Raw genomic sequence first — 23,358 nt, 5'->3', positions numbered from 1 at the left:
GGAAAAGCCGCGTCGTCAATCCATCACGACGAAGAATGCGATCGCGAGACCTCCAAGGACAAAAAGAGTTCCGATCGCGACGCCGGTGCAAATATGCCTCGTTTTCCCGTGCGCGTACATCCCGATTGCGCCAGCAAGAAACAGAAGTATGTCGAGGACCAGTCCCGGCGCCCAAAGGAGCGTGTATGCGAGTAGAGATACCGCTGATGCTGCGACAGTGACGAACGGCGTCACAGGTCCGAAGAATCGCTTATCCATCAGTCAAGACTCCAGGACGGTCAACAGAACAGCGCTGGCGAAAACTGTTCCTGAGATGATTGCAGGCCATTCCCGCCACGGCTTCCCGATCGCCAGGAGGGCGCACGAGATAACAAGGGTTCCCGCCAGAAGAAGTAAGCGCGAGGCGACAGCTGGCCATGCCGGGATGACGTTGGGTATCAGGAATGTCACGTACATCAGTAGGACGGCCATGAACGTTTGCACCACGAAGGTGGTTTGGGGTGCGTGACGGTTCGAGTCGTTTTGACTCTCCTCTGGAGTCATCGGCCGAAGGGGTGATAAGAGTCGGAGAAAGAAAACCTCGTCAGACCGAGAACGTCTTGGCGATTCATCGCGCTCCTTCAAGCTCAGGAGGATCGTCCGCGCTACCCAGGTCGGTCATGCCGGTAATGTTGCCTAGGTCAATCGGATACGAGTGATTGCCAGGTGACGTGTACTTCTCCGTCGGAAAGCGATCGAGGTCATTGTCGTAGTCTCCGTAGTCGTGATGGAACTTGAGGTTCAACATAGGTCCGGTCTTGTCGTGGTCGCCCGCGTCGTCGCGGTGAAGGACCTCAGTGCGGCCGTCAGGTAGATGCTGGTACGTCTCCATCGACGGATAGTCTGTGGCCTCGCCTGAAACGCGAGCGCCGCCGGCCTCAGGTGTGACAATGGTCTGGCCATTCACGGACCAACCGAGGTCCGCTGCGATCTCAGGGGCCAGTGGATCTGAACCTTCGTAGACGATTGCGACCGTTCCGTCAGCCAGTTGGCTGGCCTTGACCGAGGGCGTCCCGGTCTTCACATTGCCGTGCTCATCGACAGATGGATTTTGGCGTGCGACGATTACGCCATTCTCATAATCGATGAAGTATGACACGCGGGTGTCTTCGGGTGCGAAGTTGACATCGAATTCGCGATTGTCGCCTAGATTCCTAGGGAGTGGCAGCGGTTTGTCCGCTTTCATGCCGGCGATGACCTCGTCAATAGGAATGAACAATCCAGTGGCTACAACGCCTTGCCCGGGGACAGGTCTTATCTTTATGACACTGATAGCCGGCGGCACGCCCTTGTTCTTCGGGTCGTAACTGTGCGGATCGAGGGCGGCGGCAATGCGCCAGTCGTTCGCCGTGGCGGGCATGTAGCCGTATACCTGCTCAAAGGCCTTCGCCTGATTGGTTGTTCGCGTCATGGTGCCGCTGGCGGTAGCGATGGACGCAGGGGTGATTCCACCGATTTCGCTGAGCGCCGATTCAATCGCGTTTTTGGTGTCGGTAACTGCCTGGTCGGATGCCGTGCCGTGAGCAGGCAAAGCCGTTTGATGTTGGAAGGCGAGATCTGCGCTGTACTCGGCGCCGGACGGGGCCGTGTTCGGGTCGAACGTAACGGTGTACTCGCGGCTTCCGCGGTCGAGGATATAACCTTGGTCGCCCGCCGCCTCCGTAGCGTTCTTGAGTGTGGTAACAGCACTCTCTATATTCGCCGCTCCGGAAGTGGCGGCGGATGCCAGATCGCCATACTCGTCCGCGACGTTCCTCAGCCATCGCGTGACCGATTCTGCTCTCGAATCAGCTGGTCCTCGGGCCTCGCCTGTCCATTCAGCGGGGGTGAGGTCGAGGACTGGGTTCCCGGCTAGAGGTGCTTCCAGGTCGAGGCTCGCTTTGAGCGCGAATATCCCGTTCGCGATGGAGACGAGGTTTGAGGGCTTCCATGACGTGACTTCGTTGTAGCTAGGCGGCATCTAACGTGGCGCCCTCGTGAGTACGTCCATCAGGATTGGCACCGGAACCGGGTGGTCTGTCGCAGGTCCGACACGTGCGGGGTACGCGACCGCGTCGCGGATGAGCTTCCCGCTGCTCTGATCCGTTTCGACGGTGGTGTTTCGGCATGCCATCACCAGCTCTGCGAATGCTGATACAGCATTGGAGGCAGTCGACAAGGAGCTTTGGATTAGACGATCACCGTGCGCAGCGATACCTGACATGTCGTCAGTCGCGCCTCGGAAAGAGCCAGCGAGTGTGCTGAACGTTTGAGTCATAAAGCTGGTTCCGAGGCCAGCATTGAGGCCGAGTTCGCCGATACGGGTCGCACAGTCGTGAATCTGGGTGGCGGCCGAAACCAGCGACGGCGGCTCTACGATCAGTTCTGACATCATCTCCCCCGAATGTTCCGGTCGAAGCTAGCACGCACAACGCAGTCCTGGCGTTTAGCCGTCTTCGACGTCGTTCACACTAGTGGTGACCAGTGGGTTCGCGGGGGAACGATCCACATGCAGCGGCAGGATCGCGGGCACAGGCGCCCCACAAACCCACCCCTTTTCCGTAAATCCGCCCCGTTAGCGAGGGGCGGGTTTACGGAAAAGGGGAGGGTTTGCGTCAGGGGCGGTAGGCGCGACCGTCACGAACCCACGTCGGCGGGGTGGGGTCCGACGCGAGCAGTCGCTTCACGGTCTTGAACGTCGCAGTCTCGGGAAGCGATTCGACGATCCGCACACGGTGCGGCCATTGCTTCGGGCCGAGATCGTCCTGCGCGGAGAGGAACTCGGCGAAGTCGTCGGGGTTCAGGCTTCCGTCTACGACGACCACCGCCTCGATCTCGTCGCCGATCTCCACCGGAACCCCGTGCACCGCGGCCTGTCGGATCGCGGGATGCCGCAGCAGGATTCGTTCGATGGGCCCGGTGCCGAGGTTCTCGCCGTCGACGCGCAGCCAGTCACCGAGTCGGCCGGCGAAGTGCAGGTAGCCGTCGTCGTCGACCCAGGCCAGGTCGCCCGTGTGGTAGATGCCGCCGTGCATGCGTTCGGCGGTGGAATCGGGATCGTTGTAGTAGCCGGCGAACAGTCCCGGCCCGGAGGAGTTCACGATCTCGCCGATCACACCGGTCGGCACGGGTTGTCCGGTCTCGACGTCGACGACGGCCGTCGGTTCACGCAGGGGACCCAGCGCGTCGTGCGGGGTGTCCGGCGTACGCGTGATGGCGACACCGCCTTCGGTGGAACCGAATCCGTCGACGACGCGGCAACCGAACCGCTCGGCGAATCGCTTCCGGTCCACCGCCGACGCCTCGTTGCCGTACATGATCCGCAGTGAACTCGATGCGTCGTCGGGATGCGGGTCGGTGGCGAGGATGTAGTTGAGGGGCTTGCCGACATAGTTGGCGTAGGTCACGCCGTAGCGGTGGAGGTCGGCGACGAAGCCGCGCGCGGAGAAGCTGCGGCGCAACGCGATCGACGCACCGCTGGCCACTGCCACACTCCAGCCCGCGATCATCGCGTTCGAGTGGAACATCGGCATCGACAGATAGACGACGTCGTCGGCGCCGATCTCGAAACGCTCGGCGAGCATCGGTCCGCTGACCGCGAAGGTGCGATGGGTGCAACGCACGGCCTTCGGATCGCCGGTGGTTCCCGACGTGAAGATCAGCATCAGCAGATCGTCGGGTGAAGCCTCGGCAAGCGGCGCCGCAGCAGCGGCAGAGACCGCCGACGACCACTCCCGCCCGTCGACGTCGACGACGCGGACATCGCCGAGGTCGACGTCGGTCAGCAACTCGCGGGTGTCGTTGCCGTACAGCACGATCTGGCAGTCGGCGCGTGCGACATCGGCCGCGAGCGCGGCTCCTCGGCGGGTCGTGTTCAATCCGACGAGGACGAATCCGTGCCGTGCCGCGGCCGCGAACAGGGCGGCGAATTCTGCTGTGTTGGAGAGCAGTACGCCGACGTGTGGAGGTCGCTCCGGCGACAACCACTCGAGCAGGACGCCGGCCCGGACCGCGGCATCGTCCAGATGACGCGCCCAGGGGGTGAATTCGTCCTCGAAGTGCACACCGCGATCGGTCACGGCGGACAGGTCGGCCAGCAGGCCGGCGACCGTGGACCGCTGGGTCACGGCTCCCGAGACGCTCACGCCGGGGTGGCGGCCAACTCGGTGCCGATGGCGCGCACCGACGCGGTCGCCGAACCGTAGGCGAACTCGTTGTGCTTGGCGCGCAGGAAGTACCGGTGGACCGGGTGGCTGGTGTCGAGGCCGACGCCGCCGTGGACGTGCACCGTCGTGTGCGCGACCCGATGACCGGCTTCAGCGGCCCAGAACTTGGCGGTGGCGATCGCATTGTTGATCTCACCGGCATTGTCCGAGTTGGCCAGCAGCCAGGCGGCCTGCGTGGTGGTCAGGGCGAGACCCTGGGCATCGATGTACCCATCGGCCAGACGCTGGGCGACGGCCTGGAACGAGCCGATCGCGCGACCGAACTGCTCACGCTCACGGGCGTATTCGGCGGTCAACTCGAGTGCGCGCCCCACCACGCCCGTCTGCTCGGCGCTGCAGGCCAGCGTCACCCGGACCCGAAGCGCGTCGGCCACGTCCGAACCCGCCAGCACGGCGTCGGAATCGACGGGAACGTCGGCGAACTCGACGTGTGCGGTGGGGATCAGGCCGGTCGCCGGGGTGGCGGTGATCCGGATGCCTTCCGCGGTGGTGGGAACCGCCACCACGACGACTCCGTCGGGGCCGGTTGCGTTGACCAGCAACAGATCCGCTGCCTCGGCGTAGGGCACGCCGACCTTGACGCCGGACAGTCGGGAGCCGTCGGAGGAGAGCGTCGTGGTGGGGGAGTCGGTCGGCGAACCCAGGTCCTCCTCGATGGCCACCGACACGACGAGACCACCCGACGCGGCGGACGCCAGCACCCGGTCGCGCAGACCGGACGAACCGTGTGCGGCGATCACGGGCAGCGCGGCCACCGCGTGCTGGCCGAACGGCACCCGTGCGAGCACCCGGCCGAGTTCGGTTGCGACGAGGGCGTTCTCGATGACGCTCAGGTCGCCACCGGCATCGCCGACGGCCGCCGACGACAGTTCGAGTCCCAGCAGACCGGCGCTGCCTAGTTGCTGCCAGAGATCGGAGTCGATCGGCGCGCGGGTCGACTCGAGGTCGGCGACGCGTTCGGGCGTGCTGACGGAGGTGGCGATGTCGCGGGCCAGGCCGCGGACGTCGTCACCGGATTCGGGGAGGGAGAAGTCCATGGTGGAGAGCCTTTTCGAGGGTGGGGTCAGCGACGCTGGTGCGGCAGGCCGAGGGCGAGCATGGCGATGATGTCGCGCTGGATCTCGTTGGTGCCGCCACCGAAGGTGAGGATCAGCGAGGTGCGCTGGAAGCGTTCGAGGCGACCGTTGATGTGGGCGCCGGGGCTGCCGGCGCGCAGCGTCGCGGCCGGGCCGACGACTTCCATGAGCAGGCGGTAGGCCTCGGTCGCGAACTCGGTGCCGTACACCTTGGTCGCCGAGGCGTCGGCCGGCGACGGCGCGCCGCCGGAACTGGCCGCCGAGGCGATCTTCCAGTTGATGAGCTTGAGGAACTCGACCTTCGCATGCACCCGGGCCAGGTTCTGCTGAACCCACGGGGCGTCGATGACGCGTTGGCCGTCGCCGGTCTTGGTCTGCTGCGCCCAGGCGATCGTCTCGCGCAGAGCGGTCTGGATCGGTGCCGCGCTGCACAGCGCGACCCGCTCGTTGTTGAGCTGGTTGGTGACCAGGGGCCAGCCGCCGCCCACCTCGCCGACCACCGACGATGCCGGCACCCGCACGTCCTGGTAGTAGGTGGCGCTGGTGTCGACCCCGGACATCGTGTGCACCGGCGTGTAGCTGAAGCCCTCGGCGGTCGTCGGCACGATGAGCACCGAGATGCCCTTGTGCTTCTTGCCGCCCTCCTGCAGCGTCGACGGGTCGGTGCGGCAGGCGAGCCAGATGTAGTCGGCGTACGGGACCAGGCTGGTCCACATCTTCTGGCCGTTGATCACGTAGTCGTCGCCGTCGCGGACCGCGGTGGTGCGCAGGGCGGCGAGATCGGTACCGGCGCCCGGCTCGGAGTAGCCGATGGAGAAGTGCAACTTGCCCGCGGCGATGCGCGGCAGGAAGAAGGACTTCTGCTCGTCGGTGCCGTAGTGCATGATCGTCGGCGCCACGGAGTTGATGGTCAGGAACGGTACGGGCGCACCCGCGATGGCGGCCTCGTCGGTGAAGATCAGCTGATCCATCATCGAACGGTTCTGGCCGCCGAACTCGGTGGGCCAGCCCAGGGTGAGCCAACCGTCGGCGCCCATCTGCTCGACGACGTCGCGGTAGGCGTCACCCTCGCCGAGCTCGCCACCGTCGCCGCCGGACAGAGCGGCCCGGCGGTCCTCGGTCATCAGGTTCGAGAAGTACGCGCGGAGCTCCCGCCGGAGCTCGGACTGTTGATCGGTATAGGCGATTCGCATCGAAACTCCATGGGTGGGTGGCTAGCGTCCGGACCCCGCTTGTGGTCAAGTTATGGGGGTAAGGCTCGTCTAGTTTCTGAAACACGTTCTAACCTGTTCTGGCAGCCCCGTCAACAGGCGACGAGCCGGTGAGGAGAAGGTTCTGATGCGTATCAAGGCAGATTTCGACCTGTGCGAGTCCAATGCCATCTGTGTGGGGATGGCGCCGGACTTCTTCGACCTGGACGATGACGATTACCTGGTCATTCTCCAAGAAGAGATCCCCGCGGACCGCGTCGAGGAACTGCGACAGGTGGCGGCGAACTGCCCCAAGTCCGCCCTCACGGTCGTGGAGGACTGACCCAGCTGGAACTCCCGTTCGGTTCCATCCGACGGGGAATCATGCTAGAACAGGTTCTAGTTTCAGCTCAGGAGGAATGTCGGGTGGGTTACTCGTTGGACGGTCGCGTCGCGGTCGTCACCGGTGCAGGTGCAGGTCTCGGGCGGGCGGAGGCCATCGGCCTCGCGGCGGAAGGTGCCACGGTCGTGGTGAACGACCTTCCGGCAGCGCTCGATTCGAGTGATGTCATCGACACGATCACGTCGGCCGGTGGCCGCGCGGTCGCCGTCGGGGGTGACATCAGCGACTCGTCCACCGCCAGTGCCATCATGGCCGCGGCCACCGAGCAGCTCGGCTCACTCGACATCGTCGTGAACAACGCAGGCGTGGTCCGCGACAAGATGCTGTTCAACATGACCGACGACGAGTGGGATCTGGTCATCCGCGTTCACCTGCGGGGCCACTTCCTGCTCAATCGCAATGCGGCGTCGCACTGGCGTGCGGCGTCGAAGGCCGCTGGTGGCCCGGTCTACGGCCGGATCATCAACACCTCCTCGGAGGCCGGGCTGCTCGGCCCCGAGGGACAGGCCAATTACGGTGCCGCCAAGGCCGGCATCACCGCGCTCACGCTGTCCGCGTCGCGAGCACTCAAGCGTTACGGCGTCCGCGCCAACGCCATCTGCCCGCGTGCGCGGACCGCGATGACCGCGGACGTCTTCGGAGACGCGCCGACCGACGGCGTCGATCCGCTCGATCCAGCACATGTGGTCCGGCTCGTGAACTACCTCGCCGGACCCGATTCCGACGGCGTCACCGGCCAGGTGTTCGTCGTATACGGCCCCAAGGTCACCCTCATGGCGGCGCCCACGATCGACGAGGTGTTCACCGCCGACGGCGACGCATGGTCTTCCGACGACCTCGCCAAGACCCTGACCGGCTATTTCGCCGACCGCGATCCGGGACGCACGTTCTCGGCGAGCGCTCTGGTCAACTGAGCATTTCGTCGAGTTTCTGCGTGATAGGTTTCGCGATGGTTCGAGGGTGAAGGGGGTCCGCTGGTGCTGAGCAAACTGGCCACGCCCCTTGGGGGGATCGGCGACTTCGTGGCGCTCGGCGTCGAATCGGCGCGCGAGTTGTTCCATCGCCCGTTCCAGTGGCGGGAAACAGTAGAACAATCGTGGGCGATCGCCCGTGTTTCGATGGTGCCGACGCTGCTCGTCGCCATCCCCTTCACGGTGCTCGTCAGCTTCACGTTGAACATCCTGCTGCGCGAGATCGGCGCGCAGGATCTGTCCGGGGCCGGCGCCGCCCTGGGAACGATCACCCAGATCGGTCCGATCGTGACGGTGCTGATCGTGGCGGGTGCGGGTGCCACCGCGATCTGCGCGGACCTCGGTGCCCGCACCATCCGCGAAGAGATCGACGCGATGAAGGTGCTCGGCATCAACCCGATCCACCGGCTCGTCGTGCCGCGCATCGTTGCGTCGACCTGCGTCGCGCTGCTGCTGAACAGTCTCGTCTGCACCATCGGCATCGGCGGCGGCTTCATCTTCTCCGTCTATCTGCAGGACGTGAACCCGGGCGCCTTCGTGGCCAACCTGACGCTGCTCACCGGCTTCGGTGAGCTGATGATCTCCATGGTCAAGGCCGCCTTGTTCGGCCTCTTCGCCGGCATGGTCGGCTGTTACCAGGGACTCAACGTCAAGGGCGGTGCGAAGGGTGTGGGCGACGCCGTCAACGAGACCGTCGTGTATTCGTTCATGGCGCTGTTCGTGGTCAACGTCGTCGTCACCGCGGTCGGACTCAAAGCGACGGCGGGCTGAGCGATGGTACTTCCTTTCACAACCCGATTCCGGACCGCGCGCGTCGCGGTGAAACGAGCCGGCGAGGACTGGGACCAGATCGGCGATCAGGCACTGTTCTACTGGGACAGCGTCGTGTCGATCCCCCGCGCGATCAAGCACTACAAGAAGGAGACCCTGCGGCTCATCGCCGAGATCTCCATGGGTACCGGCGCGCTCGCCATGATCGGCGGAACCGTCGTGGTCGTCGGCTTCCTGACGCTGTTCACCGGCGGCACGATCGCCGTCCAGGGTTACAGTTCGCTGGCCAACATCGGCGTCGAGGCGCTCACCGGCTTCTTCTCGGCCTTCATCAACGTGCGCATCGCGGTGCCGGTGATCTCCGGTATCGCCCTCGCGGCGACCATCGGTGCCGGAGCCACCGCGCAGCTCGGCGCCATGAGGGTCTCGGAGGAGATCGACGCCCTCGAGACGATGGCGATCTCCTCGATCCCGTATCTGGTCAGCACCCGCATCATCGCCGGCCTGATCGCGATCATCCCGCTCTACGCGCTGGCCTCGCTCGCCTCGTTCCTCGCGAGCCGCTCGGCGACGGTGTTCCTCTACGGACAGTCACCGGGTGTGTACGACCATTACTTCGACACCTTCCTGATCCCGTCGGACATCCTCTGGTCCTTCGTGCAGGCCATCTGCATGGCCGTCGCGGTGATGCTCATCCACACCTATTACGGGTACAACGCCTCCGGCGGCCCGGTCGGCGTGGGCGTCGCGGTCGGCAACGCGGTCCGCGCGTCGCTCGTCGTGGTCGTCGTGATCACCCTGCTCACCTCCCTCGCCATCTATGGCGCGGACGGCAAGTTCAACCTGGCGGGCTAAACCATGAGCAGAAAACAAGAACGGACACGGAGAACCCGTCGCCTGGCCGCCGTCGCGATGGTCGCGGCGCTGCTCGCGCTGATCATCGGCGCCAGCGCGTCGTTCCTCGGCGCGTTCAAGGGCACCCAGCAGATCACCCTGGTCGCGCCGCGTGCCGGCCTGGTGATGAATCCCGACGCCAAGGTCAAGCTGCGCGGGGTCGAGGTCGGTCGCGTCGGCAAGATCGACGAGCAGGGCGGCAACGCGATCCTCACCCTCGACATCGCGAACGACTCGATGTCGAAGATCCCGGGCAACGTGGTCGCCGACATCAAGTCGAACACCATCTTCGGTGCCAAGGCCGTGAACTTCGTCGTGCCGGGCGAGGCCGAGGGACAGCTCAGCGCGGGCGACGAGATCTCGGCCGACCGCGTGGTCGTCGAACTCAACACCGTCTTCCAGCAGCTTGTCTCGGTACTCGCCGACCTGCAGCCGGAGAAGCTCAACGCGACGCTCGGCGCGGTCGACACCGCGCTGTCGGGTCAGGGAGAGGACATCGGTGTGGCGCTCGAGCAGCTGACCACCCTGTTGGGCAAGACCAATCCGCATCTGCCGGCGCTGAACCGGCTGTTCCGCGAGGGCGCGACGGTCACCAACGTCTACGCCGACTCGATGCCCGACCTGATGCGCACCGTCGACAACTTCACCACCGTCGGGAACACGTTGGTGGACAACACCTCCAACCTCGACGCGCTGCTGATCAACGCCACCGGGATGGCCAACACCATCGACGGCGTCATCGCACCGACGAAGAAGACCCTCATCGGTGCGCTGTCGGATCTGAATCCCATTGCGGCGCTGCTCGGTTACAACTCGCCGGGCATCAAGTGCTTCCTCACCGCGGGCGCCATCGCCTCCGAGGTCGCCGCGCCGTTCATGGGCGGCCGCAACGGTATGCTGATGCTCGACGCCGGTCTGCTGCCCGGTAGGGACCCCTACGCCTACCCGTACGACCTGCCCGAGGTCGGGGTCGAGGCACCGCCCACCTGTGCGGGTGGCCTGTCCGACCCGGGCACCACCGATCACGCCCCGTTCTTCGTGGGCGACAATGCACCTCAGCCCTACCAGCCCAGGACCGAGCCGAAGGCGAACTCGAAGAAGCTGTTCCAGATCTTGTTCGGGGAGCCGCCCCGTGGATAACCGCGCACGCGCATTCCGCGCGATCCTCATCAAGCTCGGCGCGTTCACCGTGGTGATGATCCTGGTGTTCGTCGCGCTGGTCGTGGTCTTCAGCCGCTACCGCTCCGGGGCGTCGAACGAGTTTTCCGCGGTCTTCACCAGTGCCTCGGCCATGAAGTCGGGCAGCAAGGTCAAGATCGCCGGCGTCGAGGTCGGGGCCGTCGGCGACGTGGGGCTGAACCGTGCCAACGAGGCAGTGATCACCTTCTCCGTCGACGAGCAGTACCCGCTCCCGAAATCCGTTCGGGCACTGATCCGTTACGAGAACCTCACCGGTGACCGCTATCTCGAGCTCCAGCAGGGGGCCGGCGACACCTCGACCTTCCTCGGCGGCGGCGCGCAGATCCCGGTCACCCAGACCGAACCGGCGCTCGATCTCGACAAGCTCGTCGGTGGCTTCAAGCCGCTGTTCCGCACCCTCAACGCCGACGAGGTCAACGCGCTCACCAGCTCGCTGATCGCGGTGTTCCAGGGACAGGGCGGGGCGCTGAACACCCTGCTGTCCAACACCGCGTCGTTCACCGATGCCCTCGCCGACCGGGATCAGCTCATCGGTGACGTCATCGACAACCTGAACACCACGCTCGCGACGCTCGACGGCGACCGCGCGGGACTCGACACCAGCGTCGACCTGCTGCAGCAGCTGGTGACCGGGCTCGCCGAGCAGAAGGGCACGATCGGCAACGCTCTCACGCAGACGTCTCGGGTCACCAACGGTCTCTCCGACCTCCTCTCGACGACCCGGCCCACGCTGCAGTCGATGGTCACCAACACCGGCCGGGTGTCGGAGGAGCTGCTGGCTGCCGAGCCGTTCGTCCGGAACCTGCTCACGCGCCTGCCGGAGGACTACAAGACCCTGTCCAACCTCGGTTCCTACGGGGCGTGGCTGCAGATCTACTTCTGCCGCCTGCGTCTCCTGCTCCCCGCACCCGGTGGGCAGACGATCATCTACACCTCGAACAACGTGATGGGTGACACCACCCGTGCGGGCGGAAGGTGTGACGGCTCATGAGCCTTCCCTTCGGCGGCATGTTCTCCAGCCGCAGAACAGAATCGGACCAGGCCGACATCGCGCGCGAGGAGAAGCACGGCGGACGCACCCGCGCCCAGGTCGGTGTCATCGGCATCGTCGTCATCGCCTTGGTGGTCATCACCGCGATGCAGATGGACAAGCTGCCCTACCTGGCGCCCATCAGCACCTACAGCGCGTACTTCGACGACGCCGGCGGGTTGGCCAAGGGCGACATCGTGTCGGTCTCCGGTGTGCAGGTGGGGACGGTCGAGGGCATCGAACTCGCCGGCACCGACCAGGGCACCAAGGTGAAGGTGTCCTTCCGGATGGACGACACCATCGAGATGGGCGACGAGACACAGGCCGCCATCCGCACCGAGACCGTGCTGGGCCGCCGCAACCTGACGGTCATCCCGCACGGCGGCGAACGCATCAAACCGGGCGGATCGATCACGCTGGGCAACACCATCGCGCCGTACTCGCTGCAGGACGCGCTCGAAGGTGCCACCGACACGATCTCCGGAACCGACACCGACCAGCTCAACACCGCGCTGAACACCCTCACGGTCACCTTCTCCGAGACCCCGGATCAGGTGCAGGGCGCGGTCGACGGCGTCGCCCGACTGTCGAAGGCCGTCGCCGACCGCGACGACGAACTCCGGGCCCTGCTCGCCAAGGCCAACCAGGTCAGCAAGATCGTCGGGGACCGCAACGACCAGATCAACCGACTGCTCATCGACGCCAACGCACTCGTCGGCGAGATCGAGATGCGCCGGTATGCGCTCGATCAGCTGATCAAGGGGATCGGCGACGTCACCACGCAGCTGCGCGGCTTCATCGCCGAGAACAACGCCCAGCTGACACCGGTGCTCGAGAAGTTCGACCGCGTGGCGAACATCCTCACCGACAACGAGAAGAACCTGAAGGAGACGATCGACCGGTTGGGTCCGTTCGCCAACACCCTCGGTGAAGCCGTCGCATCCGGTCCCAACTTCGATTCCCTGGTCGGCCTGAACACCTTCGGCGACTACACCGCCATCTTCCTGAACGCGCTGCGCGGCCGGTACCCGCAGGTCTGGCAGTCGCTGATGTACTCGGCTTTCCCGCTGATCCCGGACAACTACAAGCTGGGCCCGCCGGACAACACCGACACCCCGCGCGGTCCGCTGCCGTCCCCGACCTATCCCAAACCGGCACCGACCACGAGAGGAGGACGGTGACCATGACCATCGGACGCAAAGTCCTGCTCGGCGTGCTCGCCGTCGTGCTCGCCATCGCCCTGGTCGTCGTCGGGCGGACGGTCTTCCTGAAGTCCACGACCAACACCTTCACCGCCTACTTCGGCTCGGTCGCCAGCCTCTACGAGGGCGACCCGGTGCGGGTGCTGGGCGTCAACGTCGGCAGCGTCTCGAAGATCACGCCGCGCGAGAACGACGTCAAAGTCGAACTGCGCGTGGACAAGAGCATCGACATCCCCCAGGACGCGAAAGCGGTCATCGTCGCGCAGAGCCTGGTGTCGGGGCGGTTCCTCCAGCTGACCCCGGTCTACTCGGGCGGACCGACCATGCCCGACGGCCACGACATCCCGATGGATCGCACCGCCGTCCCGATGGAATGGGACGACATCAAGGCCCAGCTCACCAAGCTGACCGAGGCAATCGGTCCGGAGGGACCGGATCAGGGCTCGGCGGCCAAGGCGGTCAACGTCTTCGACGAGAACCTCGCGGGCAACGGTGCCGCGATCAACAAGTCGATCCGTGAGGTGTCCGATGTGATCGGCACCCTCGCGGCCGGACGCGGAGATCTGTTCTCGACCATCCAGAACCTGCAGAAACTGACCGATGCCCTCGCGGGCAGTCACGAGCAGCTCGTGCAGTTCAACGGCCGGATCGCCTCGGTCAGTTCGGTTCTCGCCGACAACACGACCGAACTCGACGAGGCGCTCAAGGGTCTGGACTCGGCCATGACCGACGTACAGGTCTTCATCGACACCAACAAGGATTCGCTGTCGTCGTCGGTGGAGCGTCTGGCGTCGACGACCAAGATCGTCGCCGACAAGAACGAGCAGGTCGAGGGTGTGCTGCACTCCGCACCCAACCAGCTCGCGAACTTCTACAACATCTACAACCCGCTCTCCGGTTCCCTGTCGGGTGTCTTCGGCCTCGCGAACGGCACCAACCTGATCACGCTGCTCTGCGGCTCGATGGATGCCACCAACCGGCCGGGGACGTCCAAAGTGGACATCGACAAGTGTGTGGAGATCCTCGCGCCGGTGCTGTCGTCGATCTCGATGAATTACCCGCCGTTCCTCGCCAACCCGGTGCAGGGAGCGAATGCGTTGCCGAGCCAGCTGCAGTACCAGAACGCGGACGTGAAGGCCCGCGCCCAGGCCGGTGTGCGTCGCATCGACAACGAGACCCGGCGGGACAACGCCGGCTCTCCGCTCGGAAACCTGCTGGTGCCGTTCGGGGGTGACCGATGATGTCGTCCCGCCTGCGGGGCGGACTCGCGGCGGGCGCGGTGGCGCTCACGACGCTGCTCGCCGGATGTTCCTTCGACGGACCGAATTCGCTGCCCGTCCCCGGTGCGGCCGGAACCGGCAGCGGGTCGTACCAGATCACCGCGCTCATCCCGTCGGCCGCAGGCCTTGTCAACAACGCACCGGTCCTCATCGACGACTCGACCGTCGGCAGCGTCGGCGACATCGAGGTCCAGGACTGGAACGCACTCGTGACGATCCGCCTCAACGAGGGCGTCATCATCCCGCGCGGATCGCATGTGATGGTCGGGATGACCAGCGTGCTGGGGTCGACGCACCTCGAGATCGTCCAGCCCGCCGAACCGGAGGGCGGACGCCTAGAAGAGGGCGACGAGATCCCGCTGACCAAGTGCCCCGAGCAGTCCAACATCGTCACCGATCCGAAGGTGCCGGCGGTGCCCGACATCAACGCCGCACAACAGGTTGCGGCCTGCACCTACCCCAGCACCGAACAGGTACTCAGCTCGCTGTCGGTGGTCCTCAATGGCGGCGGACTGTCGCAGGTCGGCGACATCGTGCACGAGATGAGCGAGGTGTTCGGCGGACGCGAGGACCAGATCAAGAAGCTCATCCCGCGACTGAACACCCTCGTCGCGGATCTGGATGCGCAGAAGGACAACATCATCCGCGCCACCGAAGGACTCGATCGGTTGTCCCGCACGATGAACGAGCAGAAGGACACAATCGAACGCGCACTCGACGCCAGCCCGCAGATCCTGCAACTGCTCGTCGACCAGCGTCAGCAGTTCCTCGACACCCTCGCCTCGGTGTCGAAGCTGTCGAAGACCGCCAACGACATCCTCGACGCCAACACCGAGGACATCGTCACGATCGTCGAGGGTATCGAACCCGCCCTCGACCAGCTGCAGGCCTCGGGACCGGCGATGACGCAGTCGCTGAACATCCTGCTGACCTTCCCGTTCTACGAGCCGACCATCCGGACGATCGTCAAGGGCGACTTCGTGAACTCCGACCTCGTACTCGATCTCACGGTGGACCGCCTGAGCGAGACCATGTTCGCCAGCCTCGGCGTCACCGGACCCGAAGGCGTCTTCGGTAAGCCGGCCGGTGCGGCCGCCCGCGGACTCAATCCGTTCACCGCGCCGCTGATCCCCGGCGGGGAAAAGCTCCCGGACACCGCGGAACCGGTTCCGGCGAACCTCATCCCGCCGGTGCAGGTGCCTTCGCCCACCGCCCCGCCGACGGTGCCCGCCGATCAGAAGGGCGGCCGCTGATGAAGATCACCAGATTCGTCCGGATGCAGCTGATCATCTTCTCGATCGTCACCGTGGTCGCGATGGTCGTGATGGCGCTGTTCTACATCCGCATCCCGTCGATGTTCGGCGTCGGCAGTTATCGCGTGCAGCTGAACATGGAGACCAGCGGCGGGCTGTACCAGAACGCCAACGTCAGCTACCGCGGCGTCTACGTGGGCAAGGTCGACTCGGTGAAGCTCACCGACGACGGCGTGCAGGCCACGCTCGTCATCGACTCCGGCACCGACATCCCGGCATCGGCCAAGGCATCGGTACGCAGCGTCTCCGCGATCGGCGAGCAGTTCGTCGAGTTCACCCCGAACCCGGATCCGCCTGCCGATGCCCCGACCGGTTACCTGCACAACGACTCCGAGGTCACCGTCTCCGAAGTGCCCGTGGAGATCTCGACGATGCTGGACCAGGCCGATGCGCTCCTGAAGGAGATCGGCGACACCAAACTCCGCTCGCTCGTCGACGAGGCCTTCGTCGCTTTCAACGGCACCGGTGAGTCGCTGCAGCGCCTCCTCGATTCGATGACCCTGTTCATCGGCGAGGCCAACAAGAACACCGACACCACGATTTCGTTGATCGAACAGGGTGCACCTCTGCTGGGCACACAGTCCCGCACGGCCGACGACATCCGGGCGTGGACCCGCAACGTCACCGCGTTCACCGATCAGCTCCGGGCCGACCGCCCCGAGATCGGCGACATCCTCCGCAAGGGACCGTCGACGACGTCGAAGGCGCAGGACCTGTTCGAATCGCTCGGCGGGTCATACCCGCTGCTGGTGTCGAACCTGGGCACGATCGCCCACACCCAGGTGGTCTACCTGCCGAACTGGAAACAGATCCTGGTGCTCTACCCGCGCCTGATCAACTCGTTGATCACCGCCCTGAACACCGGCACCAACAACTTCGGGCCGAACGTGAACTTCTCCCTGAGCTTCCAGGACCGGCCAGGGTGCAACATCGGCTTCCTGCCCAAGGAGGAGTGGCGGTGGCCGTCCGAACAGACCGCTCGCGAGCTGCCCCCGGGCATGCTGTGCCGCGTCCCGCAGAACTCCAACATCGCCGTGCGCGGCGCCCGCAACTACCCCTGTGCCGAGTTCCCCGGCCGCCGTGCGCCCACGCCGGCGGAATGCCGGACCGGGTACAAGCCGAACCCCGGCTCGGTGGATCCCTTCCAGAACGGCCTGCCGTTCGGCCTGAAATGGGAGCCCGCGTCCTCCGGTACCGTGACACCGGGCACACCGAAGGACTTCGAGGCAGAGCCTGCGGTGTACGCCACGACATACGATCCGGAGTCGGGCAACTTCATCGGACCCGACGGCAAGACGTACAACGCCGGCACGGGGCGTGAAGGGCAGGGACAGAGCAGTACATGGCAGACGATGATCAGCGGGACGGTCAGTCCGTGACCCCTGAGGGCACCGGCACCACCACCCCGGTCACCAGGAACCCGACCGACACCACACCGAACCGCACCGGCTCCACCGACCGTCGGGCGGCCAAGCGTCCGGTCCGATCGGCACCCATTCGCCGCGGCCGCTCGGGGGGAAAGAAGCCGTCACAGCGCTCAGCGGCAACCCCGGTGACCGAGACGGCCGTCGAGGACACAGCCACCCCGAATGCAGCCGCCCCGGATGCCGTGGAGACCCCGGCCGACCGGAACGCGGAGACCGCGACCGGTGCGGTGTCGCTCACGAAGCCGGACGCCGGGGAGGAGATCGCCCCCGATCCGTCAGAGGTCGAGAAAACCGTCAGCTACCGGGAGCGGCGTCGCAACCGACTGGCGTCGAAGACCCCGGAGAAGACGGGCAAGGGCAAGGTCCGCTACCGCGGCTCCGGCCGGCGGTCGTCGCGGACCGTGGTCGGCGTCGTCGTCGGGATCGTGCTCATCGCCGTCTGCGCGGTGGCGTCGGTGGTGTTCGCCCTCGGCATCGCCCGCCAGGACCAGCAGAACGACCTGCGGGCCGAGTACTCGGCATTCGCCTCGCAGGTGTTGATCAACCTGACGAGCATGAACCCCGACACCGTAGACCAGACACTGAAATCGGTGCAGGACGACACCTCCGGCAAGGTCAAGCAGGAGGTCCAGAACAACATCCAGCAGGTCGCCTCGCTCGTCCGCGACGGGAAGCTCGAGACCAAGTCGATCATCCTCAGCTCGGCGGTCACCAAGTCCGAACCCGACGAGGGATCGGTGATCATGGTGTTCGGCTGGCATCAGCAATCGCTCGACGGCCAGACCCCCGCCCAGGACAAGGTGTTCCGCTGGCGCGTCGACATGACCCGCATCAACGGTGAGCTGAAGATGACCGACTTCGAGTGGGTGGCGTGATGGCCGACAAGAAGCCCGGAACCGACAAGGGACGCCTCGGACTGATCGTGCTCACGGTGCTCGTCGTCGCGGCTCTCGCGGCCACCGCGTTCCTCGGCTACCGGTACATCGAGGGTCGATCGGTGGAGGATGCGCGCGAGTCCTCGCTCGCCGCCGCACGCGACTACGCGAACACCATGTTCGGCTACAACGCCGAGAACGTCAGCGACCACATCGACCAGTCCATGAGCGTGCTGACCGGCCCGGCCAAACCCGAGTACACCAAACTGATCACCGAGAACAACCTCGCCGCGGAGGTCCGCAAGCAGCAGGTCGTGTCCGAGGTGACCATCCAGGACGCCGGCGTGGTCACCAACACCGCCGACACCTCGAACGTGCTGATCTTCATGAACCAGTCGGTCACCCGCGGTCAGAAGGAACTCGTCAGCATCAACCCGTCACGGCTGACCTTCAACATGGAACTCCAGGGTGACCGCTGGATGATCAACAACATCGAGGTCATCACCGACGACACCTTCCGCTCCAAGCTCGAGGTCGTCGAGTCCCTGCCCCCGGACGCCAAGCCGTTGCCCGGGCAGTCACCGGCCCCGTCTCAGGCGCCGTCCGCACCGCCCGCGGCTCCGGCCCCCGAATCGGGCGCACCCGCGGTTCCCGTGCCCTGACACTCCTCCGAAATCCCGTTGCGGGACGCCGGAATCGGGCGTACTTTCGCGGGTACACAGGGAAGGAGGTGGTCTGATAGTGATATCTCATCGGACATGTGAGGTGACCATCCGTTAGCAGCTGACCGTGTGGCATTCGTGTCGCCGGAGGTGGATCCCCGCCTCGTCAGCGCCGACGAATACCAGGTGGTCACCCGGCCCCCGCATCCCGACCCGGTCCGGTCGGCACGAGGCTCGTATGAGCGATGCGGGGGCCGTTCCATGTCCGGGCATCGTGTCCGGACATTGTCGTTCGGGTGGTGGACTACTCGAGAGTTCGGGGTGCGGGCGTTATGAACCGGAGCAGTCCGGCGATGTACCTGTCACGAATACCTGCCACAGGGGACACCCGCCCGAGGAGAGAACGATGGTCGCCACGAACGCAGTCCGCGAACAGTCGGTCGGTCCTGGTCTCGGAGGTGCTGTCGCCGACGACGCCGCTGCTCGCGACGGCCGGTGGGACGATCTGTACTGGGGTCCCGGCGATCCCGACTTCGGAACCACGACGCCGCCCCGCTTCACCTTTGCCGACCCCCACGAGGCCGGACTCTTCCATGCCGACGACGAACACGTGTCCATCCACAACCGGGGTGCCGGCCCCGCGGCCGCGCTGATCTTCTTCGTCGACGGCCGCGTCGAGCTCCGGCGTCTCGGACCCGGCGAGATGATCATCCTGCCCGACGAGGATTCGTTCACCTACGTGCAGGCGCCTCGACGCGCCGACGGTCGTCCGATGGTCTATGGCGGGGTGTGGGTCCAGCAGGGGAAGGCGAGGCCGGTGACCATCCCGATCCCGACCGAGCGGGAGTTCCTCGCTCAGCGTTACCTGACCCCGTGGAGCACGGATTGGGTCGGCGGACTCGCCGGCTGCCGCCTACGGGACCCGGCGGAGGATCGGATCTCATACCAATACCGGTCCGGTGGAACGACTTTCACTGTTCGCAATGCCGGCGACAGCTGGGTTGCGGTCGTTCATCGGGCCGGGACGGAGTACAGCGTCGTCGAATGTGGTCCGCGTGAGCGGGTCGACTTCCCGGTCTCCCCGCACTCAGCGCAGAGCGACGTGTTCTCGGTGGTGGGACAACGGCAGACCGGTTCGCCCGGACGTGGCCCCTACGTCTCGGCGTCGGGAACCGTGCACCCCGGATGGGCGGGTCGCCCCGGAGCCGCCACGGCATACGGATCGGTTGTGGTCATGCTCGGATCGCTGGTGTACAGCGCGCTACCGAAGCGCAACCTGTACGTGGCGTTCTCGGATCGCCGACGCGGCTGCAGCCGGGTGCATCGCTGAGCGACGCCCAGGAAGCGCGTCGAGAAGAGTGCGGCCGGGCTCAGCCGACGTGGCGTCGTAGTTTGGCCGACAGTCGGGGGAAGAGGTCACCGTCGGTGCCGACCCGTTCTTCGACGTAGGCGAGGTCGCCGTCGGGAACCAGACCGTAGAGCCGCTTGGCACCGTCGGCGCGACGTCCGGACTGGGACTTGATGACGACGTCGGTCGCAAGTTCCCACGAGGTCTGATTGAGAGGCGTGCCGTAGAAGAGTTCGACCGACCCTTCGGCGTGGGCGAGGAGCAACTCGATGGTGTCGTCCTCACCGATGCGCCAGAATCCCGATTCGCGAAGGTCGGGCCGCACGAAGGCGGCGTCGTCGTCGATGACCCACGAGCGGGACTCCCAGGTGAGGAAGTTCTGGCCGTCGTGCGAGACGACGATCTGCTGCGCGAAGTGGTAGTCGGTGTCGGCGTCGACGTCGTGGCCTTCGCCCTCGCCGCGCCATACACCGACCAGCGGCAGCAGTGCCAGCAGGCCGGGATGGAGGTCGGCGCCGAGACGGAGGTTCGCGGTGTCCGCGGGCAGCGGGAGGTCGTCCCACGTAGGGATGTTGCGCTCACGGCTACCGGACTCGACGGCGCGTGCCTCGGCCTGGTTGATCGCCTCGTCGCCTGAGCGATGGGCGCCACCGTCGGCGACGACACCGTCGCCAGAAGGCACACCGTCCCCGGAGGAGGCGGCGCCGACTGGCTCGTTGCCGGCGTCACCGGCTCCCGGGTGGGACGTCACGACTCGTCGGTGACCAGGCGGTAGAGGGTGTAGACACCAAACCAGGTGATCAGCACGGCGGCCAGGATCAGCAGGATTTCGAAGAAGAGGACCACGACGCAAATTCTAACCCGGGGATGTCCGGGAAGTTCAGGGGGTCACCCTTCGAAACGCTTCGCTCCTCAGGGGACGGAAGGGGTGGACACCCACCCCTTCCAACCCTCGGAAACGACGAACCCGGTCACCGCAATGCGGTGACCGGGTTCGTCGTGGGGTGTCAGACGCCCACGATCAGGATTGCATCACTTGGAGACGATGATGTCCTGCTCGTGGATGCCGGGACCCTCGGGGCTGATCGACGCATCGCCGTTGCCCACGGAAGACAGGGCGCGAACCGTCCAGGTTCCGGGAGCGGCGAAGAACCGGAAGTCACCGGTGGGCGAGGCGACGACCTCGGCGGTGAATTCACCGGTCGAATCGAGCAGACGCACGAAGGCGCCGGCAACCGGGTTGCCCGAGCCGTCGGTGACCTGTCCGGTGAGGACGGTCTCCTTCTCCACGTCGACGCCCGCAGGCAGCTTCTGTCCCTGCTTGGGTGCAGCACACATAGTTGTTACTTTCCTTCTCCGAGTTCGATCGGGGCGCCGACCAGCGAGCCGTACTCGACCCAGCTTCCGTCGTAGTTCTTGACGTTCTTCTTGCCGAGCAGCTCGGTCAGCACGAACCAGGTGTGGCTCGAGCGCTCGCCGATGCGGCAGTACGCGATGGTCTCGCGGCTGTCGTCGAATCCCTTGTCCGCGTACAGAGCGGTGAGCTCCTCGTCGGACTTGAAGGTGCCGTCCTCGTTCGCGGTGGTCGACCACGGGATGTTGATGGCGCCGGGGACGTGGCCACGCTGCTGCGCCTGCTCCTGCGGGAGGTGCGCCGGCGCGAGGATCTTGCCGGAGAACTCGTCAGGGCTGCGCACGTCGACCAGGTTCTTGGTGCCGATGGCGTCGATGACCTCGTCGCGGAACGCGCGGATGCTCAGGTCGGGCGAGGAGGCCTTGTACTCGGTGGCCGGACGGGTGACCGCATCCGAGGACAGCGGACGGCCGTCGAGCTCCCACTTCTTGCGGCCGCCGTCGATCAGCTTGACGTCGTTGTGGCCGTACAGCTTGAAGTACCAGTAGGCGTAGGCCGCGAACCAGTTGTTGTTGCCGCCGTAGAGGATCACGGTGTCGTCGTTGGCGACGCCACGCTCGGACAGCAGCTTGGAGAAGCGGTCGGCGTCGACGAAGTCGCGACGGACGCCGTCCTGCAGATCCTGCTTCCAGTCGAGCTTGATCGCGCCCGGGATGTGGCCGCCATCGTAAGCCGAGGTGTCTTCGTCGACCTCGACGAAGACCGTGTTGTCGGCGTTGAGGTTCTGCTCAGCCCACTCGGCGCTGACCAGGACGTCGGAACGTGCCATGTCTGGTTCCTTTCGGATGAATAACTGGTGATGGATGGATCGGATGGTGCGGAATAGCGGCGAGGCGCGGACGGCGCCCGCGGCTCTGTCTGTGATGAACGAGGAGGCGCATGGAGAAGACACTCAGGCCTCGGGAGAAACGCACCCCGTCGTCATCGGCGGTGCGCATGGCGCGGCTGCGGGGCAGCGCTTGTCATGGCACACCGTCAGCGGTGCGTGCGACAGCAACAATCGGCGACACGACAGAGGTCGATCGCCCGGCGACGTGTGAGCAGGCACTCACGGCGCTGTTGCATGCCCACGAGGGTACAACAGTGCCGATCAAGTTCCGAAACCCCGGGCGGATTGCGCTCTGACCTGCGCAAAAAGCCTCGGATGTCGGCGTCGTGCGACTGGGCCCCGAGGGTGGTCTCAGAACCGGTCCGGGCGCACGTCGGTGCCCCCCGACTCGGAGACCAGCTGGACGTCACCGCCGAAACTCTCCGCGCGCTGCGCGACGAGACCCCAGGCCATCGGGAGTCGGGGGAGGACCATGCTGAATCGGTCGAGTACGGCGGCGCGCATGTCCTCGGGGACTTCGGCATCCAGGTGGCGTTCGGGTCCGGTGTAGAAGTCTGTCGCCCGGATCTCCAATGCGCCGTAGGTCACCGAGAGGTCGACCGCGACGCTGACCCGGACCTTCGGACCGGTGTACGCCGACGCCGACGGCGGATCGTCGGCGTCGAGGCCGTCCTCGGGCGGCAGTGCCACCGTTCCGGTGAAGACGACTCCCTCCGAACGTGAGACGACACCGTCCTGGGGGCCACCGCCGCCGGCTCTGCCGTCGGGGGCGGGCGTGCTCACGGTCAGGTCGGTGATCCGGAGATAACGGGCGAGGGTGACCGCGTCGAGGCGGGTGTACGCCGAGATCGACGCGGTGTGCAGAACATCACTCCCGGTGAAATCGCCCCGATCCGCGCCCTGAAAACGCCCCAGGGTGGCGCCGAGTTCGCCTCGGCAGACGCCACGCGCGGGCTCGCAACCGGGCATTTCGACACCGCGCGCGGAGATCGTCGCTCCCGAGTACTCACCGTTCGCGGCCTGCGTGAGAAAGGGGAACCCGGCGAGCGTGACCTCGGGATCGAATGGGACGCGGGGGGATTCGGCGAGGGCCCGGGACAGTCGGTGTTCGCCGCGGATTGCCGCGCCGACGTCGACGAGAAGCGCGGCCGCTGCGGCGACGACCGCCACGGTCACCGCCACGACGAGGATCTTCCGCATGCCCGGCATATCGGACGACCACCCTCCCC

Annotated in this window: 22 protein-coding genes; 14 read left to right on the top strand and 8 right to left on the bottom strand. The window is 65.8% G+C overall.

The features are described from left to right. Positions 1–195: hypothetical protein (locus GOALK_RS24210; protein ID WP_232283154.1), on the top strand; the 195-nt coding region annotated here is incomplete at its 5' end. A gap of 412 nt (positions 196–607) precedes the next feature. Here the strand turns inward: GOALK_RS24210 and GOALK_RS09990 are convergent. The 4 genes from GOALK_RS09990 to GOALK_RS09970 all read right to left on the bottom strand — a co-directional run bounded on the left by GOALK_RS09990 (position 608) and on the right by GOALK_RS09970 (position 6,513). After that, positions 608–1,999 (bottom strand): hypothetical protein, encoded by a 1,392-nt coding sequence (locus tag GOALK_RS09990; RefSeq protein WP_006358688.1) that lies wholly within the window; start codon positions 1,997–1,999, stop codon positions 608–610. Positions 2,000–2,633: 634 nt separating this feature from the next. Further along, the gene (locus GOALK_RS09980) at positions 2,634–4,163 is read right to left on the bottom strand and encodes an AMP-binding protein (protein ID WP_006358686.1); all 1,530 of its coding nucleotides are present in this window, start codon (positions 4,161–4,163) and stop codon (positions 2,634–2,636) included. Then, positions 4,160–5,281 (bottom strand): acyl-CoA dehydrogenase family protein, encoded by a 1,122-nt coding sequence (locus GOALK_RS09975; protein WP_006358685.1) that lies wholly within the window; start codon positions 5,279–5,281, stop codon positions 4,160–4,162. The genes GOALK_RS09980 and GOALK_RS09975 overlap by 4 nt, the downstream gene beginning before the upstream one ends. Before the next feature lie 26 nt (positions 5,282–5,307). Next, complete coding sequence (locus GOALK_RS09970; protein ID WP_006358684.1) at positions 5,308–6,513, bottom strand: acyl-CoA dehydrogenase family protein; 1,206 nt, start codon at positions 6,511–6,513, stop codon at positions 5,308–5,310. Positions 6,514–6,658: 145 nt separating this feature from the next. On the opposite strand from GOALK_RS09970, the gene GOALK_RS09965 reads away from it, so the two are divergent. The 13 genes from GOALK_RS09965 to GOALK_RS09905 all read left to right on the top strand — a co-directional run bounded on the left by GOALK_RS09965 (position 6,659) and on the right by GOALK_RS09905 (position 19,868). Beyond that, positions 6,659–6,853, top strand: a complete 195-nt coding sequence (locus GOALK_RS09965) for a ferredoxin (RefSeq protein ID WP_006358683.1) — start codon at positions 6,659–6,661, stop codon at positions 6,851–6,853. A gap of 83 nt (positions 6,854–6,936) precedes the next feature. Next, positions 6,937–7,827, top strand: a complete 891-nt coding sequence (locus GOALK_RS09960; RefSeq protein ID WP_006358682.1) for a 3-oxoacyl-ACP reductase — start codon at positions 6,937–6,939, stop codon at positions 7,825–7,827. 63 nt (positions 7,828–7,890) lie between these two features. Next, positions 7,891–8,655, top strand: coding sequence for an MlaE family ABC transporter permease (locus GOALK_RS09955; protein ID WP_005201556.1), 765 nt, complete (start codon positions 7,891–7,893; stop codon positions 8,653–8,655). Positions 8,656–8,658: 3 nt separating this feature from the next. Next, complete coding sequence (locus GOALK_RS09950) at positions 8,659–9,510, top strand: MlaE family ABC transporter permease (protein WP_004022039.1); 852 nt, start codon at positions 8,659–8,661, stop codon at positions 9,508–9,510. 57 nt (positions 9,511–9,567) lie between these two features. Next, positions 9,568–10,689 carry an MCE family protein gene (locus tag GOALK_RS09945; RefSeq protein WP_006358680.1) on the top strand — a complete coding sequence of 374 codons (1,122 nt, stop codon included), beginning with the start codon at positions 9,568–9,570 and terminating at the stop codon, positions 10,687–10,689. After that, a complete protein-coding gene (locus GOALK_RS09940) occupies positions 10,682–11,740 on the top strand; it encodes an MCE family protein (RefSeq protein WP_006358679.1) in 1,059 nt (352 codons plus the stop codon). The genes GOALK_RS09945 and GOALK_RS09940 overlap by 8 nt, the downstream gene beginning before the upstream one ends. Further along, entirely contained in the window at positions 11,737–12,960 is a 1,224-nt protein-coding gene (locus GOALK_RS09935) for an MCE family protein (RefSeq protein ID WP_006358678.1), read from the top strand. The genes GOALK_RS09940 and GOALK_RS09935 overlap by 4 nt, the downstream gene beginning before the upstream one ends. Positions 12,961–12,962: 2 nt before the next feature. Continuing rightward, complete coding sequence (locus tag GOALK_RS09930; protein ID WP_035754644.1) at positions 12,963–14,222, top strand: MCE family protein; 1,260 nt, start codon at positions 12,963–12,965, stop codon at positions 14,220–14,222. Then, positions 14,219–15,514 (top strand): MCE family protein, encoded by a 1,296-nt coding sequence (locus tag GOALK_RS09925; protein ID WP_006358676.1) that lies wholly within the window; start codon positions 14,219–14,221, stop codon positions 15,512–15,514. Before GOALK_RS09930 ends, GOALK_RS09925 begins: the two co-directional genes overlap by 4 nt. Next, complete coding sequence (locus tag GOALK_RS09920) at positions 15,514–16,953, top strand: MCE family protein (RefSeq protein WP_006358675.1); 1,440 nt, start codon at positions 15,514–15,516, stop codon at positions 16,951–16,953. Before GOALK_RS09925 ends, GOALK_RS09920 begins: the two co-directional genes overlap by 1 nt. Then, positions 16,950–17,876, top strand: coding sequence for an Rv1363c family protein (locus GOALK_RS09915; protein ID WP_006358674.1), 927 nt, complete (start codon positions 16,950–16,952; stop codon positions 17,874–17,876). Before GOALK_RS09920 ends, GOALK_RS09915 begins: the two co-directional genes overlap by 4 nt. Further along, positions 17,876–18,538 (top strand): hypothetical protein, encoded by a 663-nt coding sequence (locus GOALK_RS09910; protein ID WP_006358673.1) that lies wholly within the window; start codon positions 17,876–17,878, stop codon positions 18,536–18,538. Before GOALK_RS09915 ends, GOALK_RS09910 begins: the two co-directional genes overlap by 1 nt. 406 nt (positions 18,539–18,944) lie before the next feature. After that, a complete protein-coding gene (locus tag GOALK_RS09905) occupies positions 18,945–19,868 on the top strand; it encodes a hypothetical protein (protein ID WP_006358672.1) in 924 nt (307 codons plus the stop codon). Positions 19,869–19,908: 40 nt separating this feature from the next. Here the strand turns inward: GOALK_RS09905 and GOALK_RS09900 are convergent, their stop codons facing one another. From GOALK_RS09900 to GOALK_RS09880, 4 genes are all read right to left on the bottom strand, one after another. After that, a complete protein-coding gene (locus GOALK_RS09900; protein WP_006358671.1) occupies positions 19,909–20,637 on the bottom strand; it encodes a heme-binding beta-barrel domain-containing protein in 729 nt (242 codons plus the stop codon). Positions 20,638–20,918: 281 nt separating this feature from the next. Next, positions 20,919–21,224 carry a DUF1416 domain-containing protein gene (locus GOALK_RS09890; RefSeq protein WP_006358670.1) on the bottom strand — a complete coding sequence of 102 codons (306 nt, stop codon included), beginning with the start codon at positions 21,222–21,224 and terminating at the stop codon, positions 20,919–20,921. Between the two features lie 5 nt (positions 21,225–21,229). Continuing rightward, the gene (locus GOALK_RS09885; protein WP_006358669.1) at positions 21,230–22,069 is read right to left on the bottom strand and encodes a sulfurtransferase; all 840 of its coding nucleotides are present in this window, start codon (positions 22,067–22,069) and stop codon (positions 21,230–21,232) included. A gap of 411 nt (positions 22,070–22,480) precedes the next feature. Beyond that, entirely contained in the window at positions 22,481–23,338 is an 858-nt protein-coding gene (locus GOALK_RS09880) for an LmeA family phospholipid-binding protein (protein ID WP_006358667.1), read from the bottom strand. Positions 23,339–23,358: the final 20 nt, after the last annotated feature.

This window comes from Gordonia alkanivorans NBRC 16433 (assembly GCF_000225505.1).
Classification (GTDB): domain Bacteria; phylum Actinomycetota; class Actinomycetes; order Mycobacteriales; family Mycobacteriaceae; genus Gordonia; species Gordonia alkanivorans.
This window is presented reverse-complemented; position numbering and strand designations above follow the sequence as displayed.

Bases quoted from the DNA above. Each gene is read 5' to 3' on its own strand.
- GOALK_RS09990 (WP_006358688.1), bottom strand. From the start codon at position 1,999: ATGCCGCCTAGCTACAACGAAGTCACGTCATGGAAGCCCTCAAACCTC.
- GOALK_RS09975 (WP_006358685.1), bottom strand. From the start codon at position 5,281: ATGGACTTCTCCCTCCCCGAATCCGGTGACGACGTCCGCGGCCTGGCC.
- GOALK_RS09970 (WP_006358684.1), bottom strand. From the start codon at position 6,513: ATGCGAATCGCCTATACCGATCAACAGTCCGAGCTCCGGCGGGAGCTC.
- GOALK_RS09965 (WP_006358683.1), top strand. From the start codon at position 6,659: ATGCGTATCAAGGCAGATTTCGACCTGTGCGAGTCCAATGCCATCTGT.
- GOALK_RS09950 (WP_004022039.1), top strand. From the start codon at position 8,659: ATGGTACTTCCTTTCACAACCCGATTCCGGACCGCGCGCGTCGCGGTG.
- GOALK_RS09945 (WP_006358680.1), top strand. From the start codon at position 9,568: ATGGTCGCGGCGCTGCTCGCGCTGATCATCGGCGCCAGCGCGTCGTTC.
- GOALK_RS09935 (WP_006358678.1), top strand. From the start codon at position 11,737: ATGAGCCTTCCCTTCGGCGGCATGTTCTCCAGCCGCAGAACAGAATCG.
- GOALK_RS09930 (WP_035754644.1), top strand. From the start codon at position 12,963: ATGACCATCGGACGCAAAGTCCTGCTCGGCGTGCTCGCCGTCGTGCTC.
- GOALK_RS09925 (WP_006358676.1), top strand. From the start codon at position 14,219: ATGATGTCGTCCCGCCTGCGGGGCGGACTCGCGGCGGGCGCGGTGGCG.
- GOALK_RS09920 (WP_006358675.1), top strand. From the start codon at position 15,514: ATGAAGATCACCAGATTCGTCCGGATGCAGCTGATCATCTTCTCGATC.
- GOALK_RS09910 (WP_006358673.1), top strand. From the start codon at position 17,876: ATGGCCGACAAGAAGCCCGGAACCGACAAGGGACGCCTCGGACTGATC.
- GOALK_RS09905 (WP_006358672.1), top strand. From the start codon at position 18,945: ATGGTCGCCACGAACGCAGTCCGCGAACAGTCGGTCGGTCCTGGTCTC.
- GOALK_RS09890 (WP_006358670.1), bottom strand. From the start codon at position 21,224: ATGTGTGCTGCACCCAAGCAGGGACAGAAGCTGCCTGCGGGCGTCGAC.
- GOALK_RS09885 (WP_006358669.1), bottom strand. From the start codon at position 22,069: ATGGCACGTTCCGACGTCCTGGTCAGCGCCGAGTGGGCTGAGCAGAAC.
- GOALK_RS09880 (WP_006358667.1), bottom strand. From the start codon at position 23,338: ATGCCGGGCATGCGGAAGATCCTCGTCGTGGCGGTGACCGTGGCGGTC.